This is a genomic window from Hyphomonadaceae bacterium BL14, from assembly GCA_027627705.1.
Taxonomy (GTDB): Bacteria; Pseudomonadota; Alphaproteobacteria; order Caulobacterales; family Maricaulaceae; genus Oceanicaulis.
In genome coordinates, this window is the sequence record CP091242.1 from 971,506 (window position 1) to 988,016 (window position 16,511).

Here is a 16,511-nt window from a genome sequence, read left to right on the forward strand (position 1 = left end):
TTAACCCTGCTGACGCACTCTCCGGCGCATGATCCGCTGGACCCACATTGTGCTGCTCGCCGCTGCACTGGCGCTGACAGGCTGCGCCTCGCGCCCGCCGGAGCAGGCGCATGATGCCTGTCTGCTGCTGGAGGATAACCGGTCCTGGTGGCGCGCCCTGCAGCGCACCGAGCGCCGCTGGGGCATTACGCCCGGCGTCCAGCTTGCCATCCTGAAGCGCGAATCCAGTTTCAACGCCCGCGCCCGCCCGGCGCGCCAGCGCCTGCTTGGCATTGTCCCCAGAGGCCGCCCGTCCAGCGCCTATGGATACGCCCAGGCGCTGGACACGACATGGGAATGGTATCAGCGCGATTCCGGAAACCGGCGCGCGCGCCGCACCGATTTCGCCGACGCTGTCGATTTCGTGGGATGGTATTCCCAGAAGAGCCGCCAGCTCTCCAGCATCGGGCTGGACGACCCGTACAATCTGTATCTGGCCTATCACGAGGGTCATACCGGCTTTAACCGGGCCACCTATCGCGGCAAGGACTGGCTGATCGGTGCCGCGCGCCAGGTGGAGCGAGATGCCCGCCAGTATGACCGGCAACTGGCCGGCTGCCGGCGCCTGCAGCGACGATCGCGGTTCTTCTGAGCGCTGCGCCCGCCTGCGAGAAGGCTTTCCAATCCGAAGCCCGCGCGTCCATTCTCGCTCCTATCATGGCTCACGATTCGCAAAACGATCTGTTCAATGCCGGGACCCCCGACCCGCACCCCAAGCCGCAGCCGGAGGCCCCGGCCACGCCGGTGACACCGGCTGCGCGCCCCGCTGCGCCCAAGGCAGCCGCGTCTGCCCCGGCCGCGGGCGGCGGCTATGACGCCTCGTCCATCGAGGTGCTCGAGGGTCTGGAACCGGTCCGCAAGCGTCCGGGCATGTATATCGGCGGCACAGACGAGCGCGCGCTCCACCACCTGTTCGCCGAAGTGCTCGACAACGCCATGGACGAGGCCGTCGCCGGCCATGCCGACCGCATCGAGGTGAGCCTCGATGACGAGGGTTTCGTCACGGTCGTGGATAATGGCCGGGGCATCCCGGTGGATCCCCACCCGAAATTCCCCGGCAAATCCGCGCTGGAAGTGGTGATGTGTACGCTCCACTCCGGCGGCAAATTCTCCAACAAGGCCTATGAAACCTCGGGCGGGCTGCACGGCGTCGGCATCAGCGTGGTCAACGCCCTGTCCGAGCGGCTGGAGGTGGAAGTGGCGCGCGAGCGCACGCTGTGGCGCCAGGTCTTCGAGCGCGGAGCGCCCCAGGGTCCGCTGGAGAATGCAGGCACAGTCTCCAACCGGCGCGGCACGTCCGTGCGCTTCAAGCCCGACGCCGAGATTTTCGGAGCGCGCGCCGCGTTCAAGGCCCCGCGCCTGTTCGCCATGGCGCGCGCCAAGGCCTTCCTGCGCCGGGGCGTCCAGATCCGCTGGCGCTGCCCGCCCCATCTGGTGGAAGGCACGGATATTCCGTCCGAGATCACGCTGGCCTTCCCCGGCGGTCTGGCTGATCGCCTCACCGAGCTGTGCGGCGAGTCCGGCCTGGTGCTCGACATCTTCGCCGGCCGCGTCGAGCGCGACGGGCGCATGGGCGCGGTGGAATGGGCGGTGGCCTTCGCCGAAAACGGCTTCGCCGAGGCTGACGCCTTCTGCCAGAGCTTCTGCAATACCGTGCCCACCCCCATGGGCGGCACCCACGAGCAAGGTCTGCGCGCGGCGCTGTCGCGCAGTATTCGCGGCTATGGCGAGCTGGCCGGCCAGAAGAAGGCCGCCCAGATCACCGCTGATGACGTGATGGGCGGCACCGGGGCGCTGGTGTCGGTCTTCGTGCGCGATCCCGAGTTTCAGGGCCAGACCAAGGACCGGCTCTCCACCGCCGAGGTCCAGCGCCTGGTGGATGCGGCCATCCGCGACCAGTTCGACCACTGGCTGGCCGCCCGCCCCAAGGACGCCGCGCGTCTGGTGGACTGGGCCATCGAGCGGGCCGAGGACCGCCTCAAGCGCAAGCGCGACAAGGAGGTCAAGCGCCAGTCCGCCACGCGCAAGCTGCGCCTGCCCGGCAAGCTCGCCGACTGTTCCCAGAACCATGCCGACGGCGCGGAGATTTTCCTGGTCGAGGGCGACTCGGCCGGCGGCTCGGCCAAGCAGGCGCGCGACCGCAAGACGCAAGCCATCCTGCCCCTGCGCGGCAAGATCCTGAACGTCGCCTCGGCCACGCCCGACAAGATCGCTGCCAATCAGGAGATCGGCGATCTCCTGCTGGCGCTGGGCGTCCAGCCGGGCAAGAAGTTCGATCTGGAAGACTTGCGCTATGAGCGCGTCATCATCATGTGCGACGCCGACGTGGACGGCGCCCATATCGCGGCCCTGCTGGCCACCTTCTTCTACAAATTCCTGCCGGGCCTCATCGAGTCCGGCCGCCTCTTCATGGCGCAGCCGCCGCTCTATCGCCTGACGCAGGGCGGCCGCACGCTCTATGCCGCCGACGACGCGGAAAAAGACAAGCTGATCGCCACGGAATTCAAGTCCGGCAAGGTGGAGGTCGGCCGCTTCAAGGGCCTGGGCGAAATGACCCCGCCCCAGCTCAAATCCACCACCATGAACCCGGAGACCCGCTCGCTGGCGCGCGTCATCGTCACGCCCGACATGCGCGAAAGCGCCGACGCGCTGGTGGAGACCCTGATGGGCAAGAAACCCGAACTGCGCTTCCAGTACATCCAGGATCACGCGCCGTTTGTGGACGCGGTGGATATTTGAGGATCGGGTCAGACCGCTTTCAGCGTGAACTCCGGTGCCCCGGACCAGACCAGCGTCCAGCTCGCGCCGGGGCGGACGTTCTGGATGATGCCGGGATCGAATGCGACGAAGCAGCGGCCGCCCGGATGGCGCACTGAGGGATATAGCAGGCCGCGATGGCCCTGCCGCCGCAGCGCACCGGCCAGCGCCTGACCCGCGCGATAGCCGGTCTCCGGGTCCGGGTGCAGCGCCGGATGGCCGGGCTCGCCGTCAAGATCGGGGAAATCCCCGATGAAGTCGGCCAGCAGCTCCACATATCGCGCTTCGCTCTCGAAAACGCCGATATAGCCAAGCTCGCGCGTGCGGTGATAGCCGACCTCGGCCGCCGAGGTCAGGATGGAATAGCTGCAATACCACGCGCCACGATCCCCCGCGTTGAAACGATTGCCGCACGCGCGCGTATAGGCGAACGCCGCATTGATATGGCTCTGGCCATAGACCCTGAGATCATGGGCGCGGCGCGCAAACGCCAGCTCGCGCCGGTCCAGCGCCGGGCCGCCTTCGCGCTCGGCGACAAGGCGCGCGCTGGTCTCGCCTTCAAGGCTGGCGAGAATTTCGGCTTCTTCGTCGCTATCGACCAGACCGCGCAGCACGGGCGGCTTGTGGCGGGTTTCCGAAATCAGCCGGATCAAGCCGCGATCATTGACCGGCGTGATTTTCAAACGCCGCCCCGCAAAGCGTCCACATAACCGCGCACGCGCAGGATTTTCGGCAAGCCGCCCCGGATCATGGCGTCCACCGGACGCTGGCCGTCAAACTCCGGTCCGAGATTGGGCAGCTTCACCCACTGAGCCGACAGCGGCGGGTCAAAATACAGCTCCAGCGATTTGTACAGCCCGGTCAGGGCGCTCAGCCGCAGCATCTGATCGCGCGTCAGCTCACCGGCATAGCCGGGCTTGCGGGCGCGCTTCCAGGTGGATTCAGACATGTCCGCCAGACCGGCCGCCTCCCGCCCGGTCAGCGACCACGCATCGGCGATCCGGCCAAAGGCCTTGAGCGCAATCGCCTGAACCTCAGCCGCAGCGCGCTCCCTGACAGCGCCATCCATGATCGGCCCTCCATATGACCATAATGATAGGGCCATATGGACCACAGAGCAAGAATGTTGGCCCGCCTACCCTCGCACCCTCACCCCAACGCTCACCTGTCGCGGCTCGCCGGGGAAGTAGCGGAAGTTTCCGAACGCGAAGTCGGCGCGTTCGGCGTAGCGAGCGTCGAGCGCGTTGCGCAGGGCGGTGAAGACCTCCACGCCCTCTCGCACCTGCCAGCGGGCGCGCAGATGCAGGAGGTCATGGCCGTCATAGCGCGCGGTATTGCCGGCATCGGCGAAGTATTCGCCCACATGCGCCCATTCGGCCTCGGCCTGGAACGCCTCTGACGGCGTCCACAGGAGGCGCAGATTGCCCAGCCAGTCCGGCGCAGTATCCACGCGCGCGCCGTCGGCGATCACTTCAGACAGATTGGTCAGCGGCCGGTCGAAGGCATAGGTGTGGCGCGCCCAGGTCAACGCGCCCGACAGGGTCAGCTGGTCCGTCAGCTCCAGCCCGGCGTCCAGCTCCACGCCCTGGTGGCGCGTGGCACCGTCGGTAACGTTGAAGCCGTCGGCGTCGCGGAAGAACACATGGCGCTTCTCCATGGCAAAGCCGGTGAGCTCCACCCGCCCGCGCGCCCAGGTGCGGCGCAGGCCCGCCTCCAGGCTGTCGAGGACTTCAGGCTCGATTCCCTCGATCTCCTGACCGGGCTGCAGGCGGTAAAGCTCATCAGTTTGCGGCGCGCGCACGCCCCGGGCGGCGCGGGCGAAGACCTGAACGCCCTCGGCCGCGTCCCAGACCACGCCGGCGCTCGGCGCAAACGTGGTGTAGTGGTCGCGCCGGTCCGCCGGGCGCAAATACCGCCCGGTCACGCCATCGGGTGCCGCGTTGACATAGTCGTACCGCGTGGTCTCCACCCGCGCGCCCGCCTCTACGCGCAGGCTGCCGGTCAAAGCGTGGCGTGCATGGACGAAGCCGGCGAGCACCGCCGCATCCACCGTGTAGTCATAGTGCAGGCCCTGCACGAACGGCCCGACCGTGGCGCGCGACTGAAACTCGTAGAGGAAGCCGCGTGTCAGCTCTGCGTCAATCCCGGCGGACAACCGGGTGGCCCCTGTGTCCGCGATGATCTGCGTCTGGGCACCCAGGCTCTGGTGACCCGTGCGCTCCAGCGCCCGCGACGGCAGGAAGTGAAGCAGGAACTCCATGGTATTGGCGCGCGCATAGACCACGCCCTGCCCCGTTACCCCGCCGCCGAAATCATGCTCGCCATGGAGCGCCACGCGCGCGGCGGTGGCGCGCCGGAAGGCTTCCGGATTGGGATTGCGGCGGGCGAGCGAACGGTCCCGGAAAGACCCCTCGCCCTGCACGAAGGTTGCCGTGTCCTGATCGAGATGGATCAGCGCCGCGCGCAGCGACCAGGCGCTGGCGCGCGCATCGCCATCCAGCCGGCCTTGCAGCGCGGCGCGCACCAGGCCCGCATTGTCGCGCCAGCCCTGTTCGGTGCGCACGGACAATCCGACCACGCCCGCGCCGATTTCATTGGGACCGCCCGCCTGCACGCGCAGGCGCGCCCGGCCATACTGGCCGACTTCAACCTCGGCCAGGCGCGCATCCCGGCGCGGATCGGCGCCGATGACGTTCACAAGGCCGTGAAGCGCGTTGGAGCCGTACTGGGCCGGACCCGGTCCGCGGATCACCTCGATCCGCCCGGCCAGATCATCGGCCGCTTCGAACAATCCGTTGACATTGGCGAAGCCCGCCGCGCGCAGCGGCACACCGTCTTCCAGGTAGAGAAAGCTGCCCGCCCCGGTACCGCCGGTCAGCACCGGAGAGCGGATGGCGGTGAGATGCTCGGCCCCGTTGCCACGGTGAATCATTACGCCGGGCAAGCGGTTGAGGGCTTCGCTGACATGCTGCGCGCCCAGCCGCTCGATCTCGCCAGCCTCCATCACCGCGACGGGCGCGGGGCTCGCCGAACGCAATTCTCCCGCCCGGCTGGCGGTCACCACAATGACATCGGAGGGGCGCGGCGTGTCCGCCCCGGTGCCCGCACCCGCTGCGCCCAGCGTCAGAGCGGCGGCCTGCGCCAGCATCATGATTGCCATATCCATCCCGCTTCCATTGCCACTCGCCGCGCCCTCACACATAGCGCAGTGCCCCGCAAACAGAACCCCGCCCGGTGCCGCGCGCTTGACCGGCCCCGTCCGGGGCGTACCGTGTCAACCCGTTTCTTGCTGTGACGCCCGGCCACGCCGGACGATTTGGGGAAGTTTCTGATCATGCTGCGCCTGCTCGCCACCGGTATCGCCGTGCGTCTCACCGCCCTTGTGTCTTCCGCGCTCGCCGCCAGCCTTGCGCTGGTCCTTACGCCGGCGTCCGCCCAGGACTATGAGCCCAAGCCTGTCGAGGCGCTGCTCAATCAGGACATCACCTATGATCCCGGCACGCCGCGCCCGGAACAGGTCACCGGCTTTGCGCTCGGCGACATCATCTGGACGCCGGCGATGCATAACGAATATGCGCGCGCTGTCGCTGCCTCGTCGGACCGCATGACCATCGAGACGGTGGGACGCAGCACGTTCGGCCGTCCGATCCAGCGGGTGATCATCACCTCCCCGCAGAATCACGCGCGGCTGGACGACATCCGCCAGACCCAGCTGGGCCTGATGCGTGCGGGCGCAGCCGCCGCTCCGGACGATCATCCCGCGATCATCCAGACCACGTTCGGCGTGCACGGTTCAGAACCGTCGAGCTATGATTCCGCAGCCCTGCTGCTCTATCACTTCGCGGCTGGCCGGGGCGAGGCGATCGACCGGATGCTCGATGAAACCGTGATCATCCTGGTAATCATGGTCAATCCCGACGGCGCGGACCGTTTTGCCAACTGGACCAATATGCACCGCGCCCGCACGCCCGTCGCCGATCCGCAGAGCCGCGAGCATTATCACGAATGGCCCTGGGGCCGGACCAATCACTACTGGTTCGACCTGAACCGGCAATGGCTGCCGGTCATGCAGCCCGAAGCGCGGCTTCTGGTGCGCGTGACCCATGAATGGCTGCCCAATATTGCTGCCGACATGCACGAGATGGGATCGAACACGACCTATTTCTTCTCGCCCGGCCCGCTGGACGGCCTGCACCCGCTGCTCAGCCAGGATGCGCTTCAGCTCAATCTCACCATGAACCGCTTTCTGCGCGACCAGCTGGACGGCGAAGGCCAGCTGTATGTCAGCGAGGAATTGTTCGACGATTTCTATCTCGGTTACGGATCGAGCTATCCCGGCCTGATCGGCTCTGTGCCCTACCTGTTCGAACAGAGTTCCACGCGCGGCATCCTCATGGACACCGATTTCGGCGTGCAGCGCTATGACGACAAGGTCGGCCAGCAGGCGCGCGCCCTGCTCGCCCTCTACCGCGCCGCCCAGCACCACCGCGCCGACCTGCATGCCCATATGCGCCAGTTCTTCAATGAAAGCCGGCGCCGGGCCGCGGCGGATCCCGTCAGCGCCTGGGTGTTCACCTCCCATGACCGGGCGCGCATGGCCGATTTCTTCGATGTGCTCGACACGCACCAGATCGAAGTGCGCGAACTGGCCCAGACCCTGCGCCAGAACGGGCGCGTCTACCGCCCGGGCGAGGCCTTCATCATTCCGGTGCGCCAGGATCAGTACCGCATCGTCCAGGGCCTGTTTGAATCCCAGATCGTCGACGACAAGACCGAGTTTTATGACGTGTCCGGCTGGACCCAGCCGCTGGCCTGGGGGCTGGAATATTCCGCCGTGCGCACCGGCCTGTTTGCGCCCACTCTCACCGGCGAGCGGATCACGCGCATCGAGCGCGCCGCGCCCGAGCCTGCCCGCGCCCGCATTGCCTATGTGATGAGCTGGGACAGCTATTACGCCCCGCGCGCGCTCTACCGCCTGCAGGCCGCGGGGGTGCGCGCCCAGATGGTCCCCGATCCGATCACGGTGGTCACCGATGATGGCGAGGTCGAAATGGCCCGCGGCGCCATCGTGGTGCCGGTCTCGCGCCAGCCGGTTGATGCCGACGCCCTTCACGCGCTGATGGCGCGCGCCGCACGCGAGGATTCCGTCACCATCCACGCCGCGCGTACATCGCACACGACGCGCGGGTCGGATCTGGGCGGGTTTGCCCTGTCGGCGCTGACACAGCCCTCCATCCTCCTGGTGACCGGACGCGGCGTGAACGTGAATGACGCGGGCGAGCTGTGGCATCTGATGGACGCCGAAATGCACATGGCGGTCTCGCAGATCGACGTCACCGAGCTCTCGCGCGCCGATCTCAGCCAGTATAACCGCATTATCATGCCGCACGGCAGCTATGGTGCCCTGCCCGACACGATGACGGCCCGGCTGGACAGCTGGGTGCGCGCGGGCGGCGTGCTGATCGCGACACGCGGCGGCGCGCGCTGGGTGATGGACCGGGAGCTGTCCTCGGCCCGCTTCGCCGAGCGCGGCAGCGGCGACGGGAGCACCCCGGAGCCGCGCGCCTATGAGGATATGAGCGTCTGGGACACCGAAGAAGACATCGCCGGCGCAATCTTCGGTGCCGAGGTGGATCTGAGCCATCCGCTGGGCTTCGGCCTGGGCGAGCCGGGCCTGGCGCTCCAGCGCATCGGCGAGGACGCGTTCGCAGCAGGCGACAACCCGTTCGCCCTGCCCCTGCGCTATGCCGGGCCGGACCCGCTGCTCGCCGGATACGCGTCACAGGCCAATCGCGATGCGCTTGCCGGACTGGGCGCGGTGCATGCCGAGCGGCGCGGATCGGGCGCGGTGATCCTGTTCGCTGACAACCCGGCCTTCCGGGCCTATTTCCGGGGCAGTTCGCGGGTGTTCATGAACGCGGTCCAGTTCGGTGACAGCTTCCGCAATCCGAGCCGCCGGGGGGAGTAAGTCCCGCCCCATGGCACCGCGGCCACAGCCGCCCGCGCACCGCTGCGGCGCGCGGGCGGACACATTGACTCACAATAGCCAGAGCGTATGTTGCGCCGCACGAAATGAGCGCCCCGAAGCGGCGCTAGGTACTGCCCGCCGGATGTCGGCTGGCCAGAGAAAGCACCCCAGAGGCGTATGACCTTCGAAGAACTCGGGCTGAGCCCCAAGCTGTTGTCGGCTATCGCCGATGCCGGATATACCTCGCCGACCCCGATCCAGGCCGGCGCCATTCCCTTTGCCCTGCAAGGCCGGGACGTGCTGGGCATCGCCCAGACCGGCACGGGCAAGACCGCCTCTTTCACCCTGCCCCTGATCGAGCGCCTGTCGCGCGGCCGCGCCCGCGCACGCATGCCGCGCTCGCTGATCCTGTGTCCGACGCGCGAGCTGGCCGACCAGGTGGCCGAGAACGTCAAGACCTACGCCAAGAACCACAAGCTCACCATGGCGCTGCTGATCGGCGGCGTCGCCTTCGGCCCGCAAAAGGACATTCTCGACCGGGGTGCCGACATCGTGATCGCCACGCCGGGCCGGATGCTGGACCATGTGGAGCGCGGCGGCCTGCTTCTGATGGGCGTGGAAATCCTCGTGATCGACGAGGCCGACCGCATGCTCGATATGGGATTCATCCCGGATATCGAACGCATCGTCGCCCTTTTGCCCGGCCGGCGCCAGACCCTGTTCTTCTCGGCGACCATGCCCAACGAGATCCAGCGCCTCGTCGCCTCGTTCCTGAACAATCCCGAGCGGGTTGAAGTGTCCCGCCCGGCCCATGCCGCCGATACCATCAAGCAGTACGTGGTGCGCGTGGCCGATGATCAGCCCAAGACCAAGCGCGAAGCCTTGCGCGCAGCGATCAATCGCGACGGCGTGAAGAACGGCATCATCTTCTGCAATCGCAAGCGGGACGTGGACACGGTGGCCCGCTCGCTCCAGCGTCACGGCTTCTCGGCCGCGCCCATCCACGGCGATCTCGACCAGTCGCTGCGCACCAAGACCCTGGCCCAGTTCAAGTCCGGCGAGCTGCGCCTGCTGGTCGCGTCCGACGTGGCCGCGCGCGGTCTCGACATTCCGGCGGTGAGCCATGTGTTCAACATGGATATCCCGCGCAACGCCGATGACTATGTCCACCGGATCGGGCGCACGGGCCGCGCGGGTCTGCTGGGCGAATCCATCACCATCGTGACGCCCGCCGACCGCAAGGCGCTGGCCGCCGTGACCAAGCTGGTCGGCAGCGAGCCTGAAACGCTGATGCTGGATGGCTCGGATGCGCCGGTGCGCGACGCCGCGCCCGCTCAGCCTGTCGCAGACGCCCCCACCCGCGCGCCAGCTGAAGACACGACGGCAGAGCGCCCCGCAGCCCAGGCTGACCAGCCCGAAGGCGATGGCCGCCCCGCCCCCTCCTCGCGCCGCCGCCGCGGGGGGCGCCGCTCAGGTGGCGGCCGCGACCGCTCTGGCGGCGAGCGGACCGGGCATGACCGGCCAGAGGGCGAGCGCGACGCCGATGCGCGGCCTTCTGCGGCACCCCGCCCCGGCACCGAACGCCCCGCCGCGGCACCGCAAACCGTACGGCCCGACAGCGCACCGCGCGCGCCGCGTGCGGATCACAGCACCCGCGATGGCGACGATGCGCCGATCGGGTTTGGCGATCACGTGCCAGACTTTCTGTTGCGCAAAGGCCTCTGATTAACGCCGCCGTTTACCCGATATTTCCTTTCCCGAGCCTAGTCTCCCGTCAAGCAGGTTGCAGAAAGCGGCCAGGCAATCAGTTCGGGGGACGCGGCGTGAGCGGCAGGCTACAAACATCCGAAGGCATCGAGATCGCGCGTAAAGCGCTTGATCTCATGGCGGAAAAGAGCGTCGCGCCGACGCCTCAGAATTACGCCCTCTTCACCCATTACGCCGCTGATTGGAACGGCGAGCTGTGCGCCGAGATGCGCGGCGCCCTCGATGCCGGCGGGCCGCTGGAAGCGGCTTTTCTGGATGAGCTCTATGATCGCCATTTCACTTTCAAGCGCATCCAGGACGCCGTGCTTGAAGTCGGTGGCGCGATGAGCCGCGAACTGGGCGCGGTCGTGAAATCGCTGGAAGCGGCCGAGCGCGACACCGCCGCCTATGGCCAGGTTCTGGCCGGAGCCACGGGCGAACTGGACTCTGCAACCGACGCCGCCTCCATGAAGCGCATGATCGAAGGCCTGGTCTCGGCCACCGCCCGCATGCAGCGCCGTTCGCGCGATCTGGAAAAGCGCCTGCTGGAGACCCATCAGGAGGTCAGCCTCCTCAAGACCAATCTTGAAAAAGTGCGCGAGGAATCCATGACCGACGCCCTGACCGGCGTCGCCAACCGCAAGCGCTTTGACGAATTCATGCGCGCCGCCCGGCGCGAGGCCGACCAGAAGAGCACACCCATGTCGCTGATCATGTGCGACATCGACCATTTCAAGCGCTTCAACGACACTTGGGGCCATCAGACCGGCGACCAGATTATCCGCTTCGTGGCGGCGTGCCTGGCACGCTTCTCCAAGGATTATCACGTGGTGGCGCGCTACGGCGGCGAGGAATTTGCCATCGTCATGCCGCGCACTGGCATGAGCGAGGCGCGCGACCTGGCCGAGAAAGTCCGCGCCACGGTGGAGAGCAAGCGCCTCCTGCGCAAATCCACCAGTGAGGATCTGGGCAATATCACCATCTCGCTGGGCGTGTCGCAGTATCGCCAGGGCGAATCCATCGAGGCCCTGATCGAGCGCTGTGACACCAATCTCTACAAGTCCAAAGAGACCGGCCGCAATCGCTGGACCGCCGATGGCAACGCCTCGTCCCAGGGCGCTGTAGCGGCCTGACCGGCCTTCCACCCCGGCTTTTCAAAGCGCCCGGTCCAGGCTCATCTCGCCTCCGGTCGCGACATGCAGGACGGGCTATGGTGCGGCACCATGATCTGGGCGGGGACGCTCAGCTCACCTGGCGCGCCGGCGACAGATCGCGCACCGGGACCCTGCCCGGCATGGCACACGGGCCAAAGCCCGGGTCCGAAAACCTGAAACCCGGACAGACCCCTAGGCGCCTGCAGGCGGCACGGTCTGGATGAAGCTGTCCCGGGCATCCCAGCGCGCGCAGAACTCGGCAAGCTCGGGATGACGGTCGCGCCAGCGATACTCGGCATAGCGCAAATCCATATAGCCCAGCGCCGCGGCCACCGAGAGCGCGCCGAGATCCACCGACCGCTCGAACTGGGCGCGCTCGTCATTGAGCGTGGTCAGGGTGCGGGCGATGGCGCGCTCCCAGCGCGCGGCCCAGAACGGGTATTGGAGGGCAGCCTCGCGGCCCATTTCGATGCGCCGGCCCATGATCAGATCCACCAGCCCGTCGGCCAGCGCCTGCTGGCGCAGCACGGAAAACCGGCTGGCACCACGCGCCGGGATCCAGTTCTCCTCGGTCAGGCTGTCGATGTACTCGCAGATCAGCGGAGAATCCATCAGCGCCGGGGCGCGGTCACGCTCCAGCACCGGCACCTTGCCCAGCGGATTGGCCGCCAGCAGGTCTTCCGGGTCGTCCAGCGGAGTGCACGATACGATCTCAATCCGGCTTTCCAGGCTCTTCTCGATGATCAGAGCCCGGCATTTGCGCGCATATGGAGACGTCGGCGAGACATAGAGCTTCACGAGTCACCCCCCTGAGGATCAGCGACGCCACAAAGCCCCGTCAGCCGATGGACTTCAAGCGCGCGGCGCAGAACTCAGCCGGCTGCGCTCGCCGCGGTCAGGGTCACGCTTTCGCCGCAGCCGCAGGCATCGGTCTGATTGGGATTGCGGAATACGAATTTGGCGTGCAGCGGCGTGATCTCGTAATCGAGCTGGCAGCCCAGAAGGAAGAGCAGCGAGCTGGCGTCCACGACAATCTCCACGCCCTTGTCTTCCACCCGCTCGTCCAGCGCGGCGGGCTCGGTGACATAGTCCATGACGTATTCCATGCCCGCGCAGCCGCCGTTTTTCACGCCGACGCGCAAATACCCCTTGCCCTCGCGCGCCATCAGCGTCTTGACGCGCTCGGCAGCAGCATCGCTCAGGGTCACGGCTTTGGGGCGGGGGCGGGTCATGGCTCGGTCTCCGGTCACAGCATGTTCAGTGTCAGGCGCGCTTCATCGGACATCCGCGCCGGTGTCCAGGCCGGATCGAAGGTCAGGCTGACATCGGCGCGCGACACACCGTCCACGCGCTCGCACGCATCCTTTACCCAGCCGGGCATTTCGCCCGCGACAGGACAGCCCGGCGCGGTCAGGGTCATCTCGACCTTCAGCACGCCTTCGGCCTCCAGGTCGACCTGATAGATCAGGCCCAGCTCGTAAATGTCGGACGGAATCTCCGGATCGTGCACCGATTTGAGCGCGGCGATCACATCCTCGGTGATGCGCGCGATCTCTTCAGGCGGCAGATCGGACTCCGCCGCGCTGGTGCGCGCCTGGGCAGGCGCATCGGCACCCGGCCCGGCCGCAGCCGCCGGGGCATTGAGATCGATGATATCGCGAGGGGCCGAAGCACCGGTGTCCATGGTCATGATCCCTAGATGAGGAATGTGATCGACTTGCGCAACGCCTCGAGGAAGGCGTCAGCGTCTTCTACCGTGTTGTATGCAGCAAAACTGGCGCGCACCGTGCCCGTGACGCCATAGCGCTGCATCAGCGGATGGGCGCAGTGATGGCCCGCCCGCACCGCCACGCCATACTTGTCCATGATCTGCGCCAAATCATGGGGATGCGCACCCTCTATGGTGAAGGAGGCGATGGCACCCTTGTCCTGGGTGCGCCCGAACAGGCGCAGGCCCTTGATATCGCTCAGGCCCGCCTCGACCCGGTCCAGCAAAGCGCGCTCGTGCGCCATCACCCCGGCCCGGTCCAGCGCCTGCACCCAGTCAATCGCCGCGCCCAGCCCGATGACCTCGGCGATCACCGGCGTGCCCGCTTCGAACTTGTGCGGCGGATCGGCATAGACCACGCCGGTTTCGCTGACTTCGGCGATCATCTCGCCGCCGCCCTGCCACGGTGCCATCCGGTCCAGCCAGTCGCCGGCCGCATAGAGCACACCGACGCCGTTGGGGCCGTACAGCTTGTGGCCGGTGAAGACATAGAAATCACACCCGGTCTCGCGCACATCCAGCGTCAGGTGGACGGCGGCCTGGGTACCGTCAAACAGGATCGGAACGCCATGGGCATGGGCGATGTCCGTCAGGCGCCGGGCCGGGTTCACACTGCCCAGCACGTTGGACATGTGCACCAGGCTGACAAAGCGCGTGCGCGGGGTGAACAGCGCCTCATAGGCGTCCATGTCCAGCGCACCGTCTTCGGTCACCGGCACCCATTTGATCACCACGCCCTTGCGCTCGCGCAGGAAGTGCCAGGGCACGATGTTGGAGTGATGCTCCATCTGGGACAGGATGATTTCATCACCCTCGACCAGCGTCTCGCCGATGGAGGCCGCCACCAGATTGATGGCTTCGGTCGCGCCCTTGGTGAACACGATCTCCTGCGCCCGCGCGGCGCCCAGGAAGCGCGCCGTCTTGCTGCGCGCCGCCTCGAAGGCTTCGGTCGCCTCATTGGCCAGCGTATGCAGGCCGCGATGCACATTGGCGTAGGAGTGACGCCAGACATCGGCCACCGCCTCGATCACCGCTTCGGGCTTCTGGGCCGAGGCCGCATTGTCGAGATAGACCAGCGGCTTGCCATTCACCTGACGCGTCAGGATCGGAAATTGCGCGCGCACCGCATGGGGGTCGAACATTGTTTCAAGGCATGCGGCCGCCGTCATGACAGGGCCTCCAGCGCCGTTTGCAGTTTCGCCAGCAGCGACGCGCGCATCGCCTCGTCCGCCAGCCGCTCCAGCGGCTCGGCCAGGAAGCTCTGGGTCAGGAGCGCGCGGGCGCGCGGCTCGGACAGCCCCCGCTGGCGCATGTAAAACAGCGCCGCGGCGTCCATGGCACCCAGCGCATTGCCGTGGGCACACACCACGTCGTCGGCGTAAATCTCCAGCTCCGGCTTGGCGTCGATTTCGCTGCGACCGTCGAGCAGGAGCCCGCGATGGTTCATCTTCGCGTCGGTCTTCTGGGCCGCGCGCTCCACATGGATTTTGCCCTGGAACACGCCGCGTCCGCCGCGCGCCGCCGCGCCCTTGAACAGTTCGCGCGTGGTCCCGCCCGGTCCGGTGTGGCGCACGATCCCGGTCTGGTCGAGATGCATCCCCTCGCCCAGCAGATACGCGCCATTCATCTCCAGCGACGCGCCCTGGCCGGCATGGCTGATGTCTGTTTCGAGCCGGGCGAGTTTCGCGCCGAAGCCCAGCGAAGTCTGGGCGGCGTGGGCGCGCTGGGACAGATCCATCGTCGTGGTGACCACGATCACCGCGTCGGGAGAGGCGTCCTGCTCGATGATGCGCGTGAGATGCGCGCGCGGCGAGACGGCATAGTGAATGTAGAGATTGAGCGTGGCGCCCGGTGCCGCACAATAGCGCTCGCGCACGACCGCGTGCACGCCGTCGCGCGCGCGCACCACGATGGCGCCATGTCCGGCGCCTGACGCTACTGAGGCGTCGAGGGTCAGTGTTTCGCCATTTTGCAGATCATACACCTGCGCCTGACCGCCCAGCGCGGCGGCCAGGCGCGCCATGATCTGGTCGGGCGCATCGATCAGGGGCCGGCGCGCATCAGGCGCGCGCGAGGCATCCAGGATCAACTCGCCTGAATCCGCCGGCAGGCGCGCCAGCGCCGTGCGCAGATCACTCCATTTCCAGTCTTCCACGCGACGGTGCGGCAGGCCGCGCGCCTCAAGCTCGGCGCGCAGATCGCCCGCCGGCAGCTGCGCGGCCAGAGCCTGTTCAAAGGCGGAGAGTTTGACGGCAATGGTCATCAGGCGGCCGCTCCGGCGTATTTCTCATAGCCTTCCGACTCCAGCGTCAGGGCGAGCTCCGGCCCGCCCGTCTCGACGATGCGGCCGGCGGCCATCACATGGACCACGTCGGGTTTGAGGTAATCGAGCAGGCGCTGGTAGTGCGTGATCACCAGCATGCCGCGCTCCGGGCTGCGCAGGGCATTCACGCCCTCAGCCACCACTTTGAGCGCATCGATATCGAGGCCGGAGTCCGTCTCGTCCAGGATCAGGAATTTGGGTGCCAGCATCAGCGCCTGGAAAATCTCCATGCGCTTTTTCTCGCCACCGGAAAATCCGACATTCACGGGCCGCTTGAGCATTTCGTTGGAAATATCCAGCTTTGCGGCGTTTTCACGCGCCAGCTTGAGGAATTCCGGCGCACTCACCTCCGCCTCGCCGCGCGCCCGGCGCTGGGCGTTGGCAGCTTCCTTGAGGAAGGTCAGCGTCGGCACGCCGGGGATTTCCACCGGGTATTGAAACGACAGGAACAGGCCCTTGGCCGCGCGTTCTTCGGGCGCCAGCGCGCCGATATCCGCGCCTTCGAAGACCATGGCGCCGTCGGTGATCTCATAGCCGTCATGGCCGGCCAGCACATAGGACAGGGTCGATTTCCCGCACCCGTTCGGCCCCATGATGGCGTGCACCTCGCCCGCAGGCACCGTCAGGTCCACGCCCTTGAGAATGGCCAGCGCCTCACCCTCGTCCGGGTTCACGCGCGCATGGAGGTTTTTGATTTCAAGCATGACAAACGTCTTTCAAGTTTTTGTTTTTATTGGGATTGAAGCGGATCGAACC

The 16,511-nt window shown here is 67.1% G+C and carries 14 protein-coding genes; 5 read left to right on the top strand and 9 right to left on the bottom strand.

Going from position 1 to position 16,511, the window contains the following annotated elements; translation table 11 throughout:
• Nucleotides 1-28: 28 nt before the first annotated feature.
• Both L2D00_04615 and parE read left to right on the top strand, forming a co-directional pair.
• Nucleotides 29-631 carry a hypothetical protein gene (locus tag L2D00_04615; GenBank protein ID WBQ13970.1) on the top strand — a complete coding sequence of 201 codons (603 nt, stop codon included), beginning with the start codon at nucleotides 29-31 and terminating at the stop codon, nucleotides 629-631.
• A 65-nt stretch (nucleotides 632-696) separates the two neighbouring features.
• Nucleotides 697-2,778, top strand: coding sequence for a DNA topoisomerase IV subunit B (parE, locus tag L2D00_04620; protein WBQ13971.1), 2,082 nt, complete (start codon nucleotides 697-699; stop codon nucleotides 2,776-2,778).
• Between the two features lie 8 nt (nucleotides 2,779-2,786).
• On the opposite strand, the gene L2D00_04625 is transcribed toward parE, so the two are convergent.
• The 3 genes from L2D00_04625 to L2D00_04635 form a co-directional block, all read right to left on the bottom strand.
• Nucleotides 2,787-3,449 carry an RES family NAD+ phosphorylase gene (locus L2D00_04625; protein WBQ13972.1) on the bottom strand — a complete coding sequence of 221 codons (663 nt, stop codon included), beginning with the start codon at nucleotides 3,447-3,449 and terminating at the stop codon, nucleotides 2,787-2,789.
• Between the two features lie 26 nt (nucleotides 3,450-3,475).
• Nucleotides 3,476-3,865, bottom strand: a complete 390-nt coding sequence (locus L2D00_04630) for an MbcA/ParS/Xre antitoxin family protein (protein ID WBQ13973.1) — start codon at nucleotides 3,863-3,865, stop codon at nucleotides 3,476-3,478.
• Nucleotides 3,866-3,931: 66 nt separating this feature from the next.
• Nucleotides 3,932-5,962, bottom strand: a complete 2,031-nt coding sequence (locus L2D00_04635; GenBank protein ID WBQ13974.1) for a TonB-dependent receptor — start codon at nucleotides 5,960-5,962, stop codon at nucleotides 3,932-3,934.
• A 168-nt stretch (nucleotides 5,963-6,130) separates the two neighbouring features.
• On the opposite strand from L2D00_04635, the gene L2D00_04640 reads away from it, so the two are divergent.
• The 3 genes from L2D00_04640 to L2D00_04650 all read left to right on the top strand — a co-directional run bounded on the left by L2D00_04640 (nucleotide 6,131) and on the right by L2D00_04650 (nucleotide 11,643).
• The gene (locus tag L2D00_04640; protein WBQ13975.1) at nucleotides 6,131-8,764 is read left to right on the top strand and encodes a M14 family metallopeptidase; all 2,634 of its coding nucleotides are present in this window, start codon (nucleotides 6,131-6,133) and stop codon (nucleotides 8,762-8,764) included.
• 177 nt (nucleotides 8,765-8,941) lie between these two features.
• Nucleotides 8,942-10,489, top strand: coding sequence for a DEAD/DEAH box helicase (locus tag L2D00_04645; GenBank protein WBQ13976.1), 1,548 nt, complete (start codon nucleotides 8,942-8,944; stop codon nucleotides 10,487-10,489).
• A 98-nt stretch (nucleotides 10,490-10,587) separates the two neighbouring features.
• Nucleotides 10,588-11,643 carry a GGDEF domain-containing protein gene (locus tag L2D00_04650; GenBank protein WBQ13977.1) on the top strand — a complete coding sequence of 352 codons (1,056 nt, stop codon included), beginning with the start codon at nucleotides 10,588-10,590 and terminating at the stop codon, nucleotides 11,641-11,643.
• A gap of 213 nt (nucleotides 11,644-11,856) precedes the next feature.
• Here the strand turns inward: L2D00_04650 and L2D00_04655 are convergent, their stop codons facing one another.
• The 6 genes from L2D00_04655 to sufC all read right to left on the bottom strand — a co-directional run bounded on the left by L2D00_04655 (nucleotide 11,857) and on the right by sufC (nucleotide 16,459).
• A complete protein-coding gene (locus L2D00_04655) occupies nucleotides 11,857-12,462 on the bottom strand; it encodes a glutathione S-transferase (GenBank protein WBQ13978.1) in 606 nt (201 codons plus the stop codon).
• Nucleotides 12,463-12,536: 74 nt separating this feature from the next.
• Nucleotides 12,537-12,896 (bottom strand): iron-sulfur cluster assembly accessory protein, encoded by a 360-nt coding sequence (locus L2D00_04660; GenBank protein ID WBQ13979.1) that lies wholly within the window; start codon nucleotides 12,894-12,896, stop codon nucleotides 12,537-12,539.
• A gap of 14 nt (nucleotides 12,897-12,910) precedes the next feature.
• A complete protein-coding gene (locus L2D00_04665; protein ID WBQ13980.1) occupies nucleotides 12,911-13,348 on the bottom strand; it encodes a DUF59 domain-containing protein in 438 nt (145 codons plus the stop codon).
• Nucleotides 13,349-13,359: 11 nt separating this feature from the next.
• Nucleotides 13,360-14,601: a cysteine desulfurase gene (locus tag L2D00_04670; GenBank protein WBQ13981.1), complete on the bottom strand. Its 1,242-nt coding sequence runs from the start codon at nucleotides 14,599-14,601 to the stop codon at nucleotides 13,360-13,362.
• The gene (locus L2D00_04675; GenBank protein ID WBQ13982.1) at nucleotides 14,598-15,695 is read right to left on the bottom strand and encodes a SufD family Fe-S cluster assembly protein; all 1,098 of its coding nucleotides are present in this window, start codon (nucleotides 15,693-15,695) and stop codon (nucleotides 14,598-14,600) included. The genes L2D00_04670 and L2D00_04675 overlap by 4 nt, the downstream gene beginning before the upstream one ends.
• Nucleotides 15,695-16,459 (bottom strand): Fe-S cluster assembly ATPase SufC, encoded by a 765-nt coding sequence (sufC, locus tag L2D00_04680; GenBank protein ID WBQ13983.1) that lies wholly within the window; start codon nucleotides 16,457-16,459, stop codon nucleotides 15,695-15,697. Before sufC ends, L2D00_04675 begins: the two co-directional genes overlap by 1 nt.
• Between the last annotated feature and the right edge of the window lie 52 nt (nucleotides 16,460-16,511).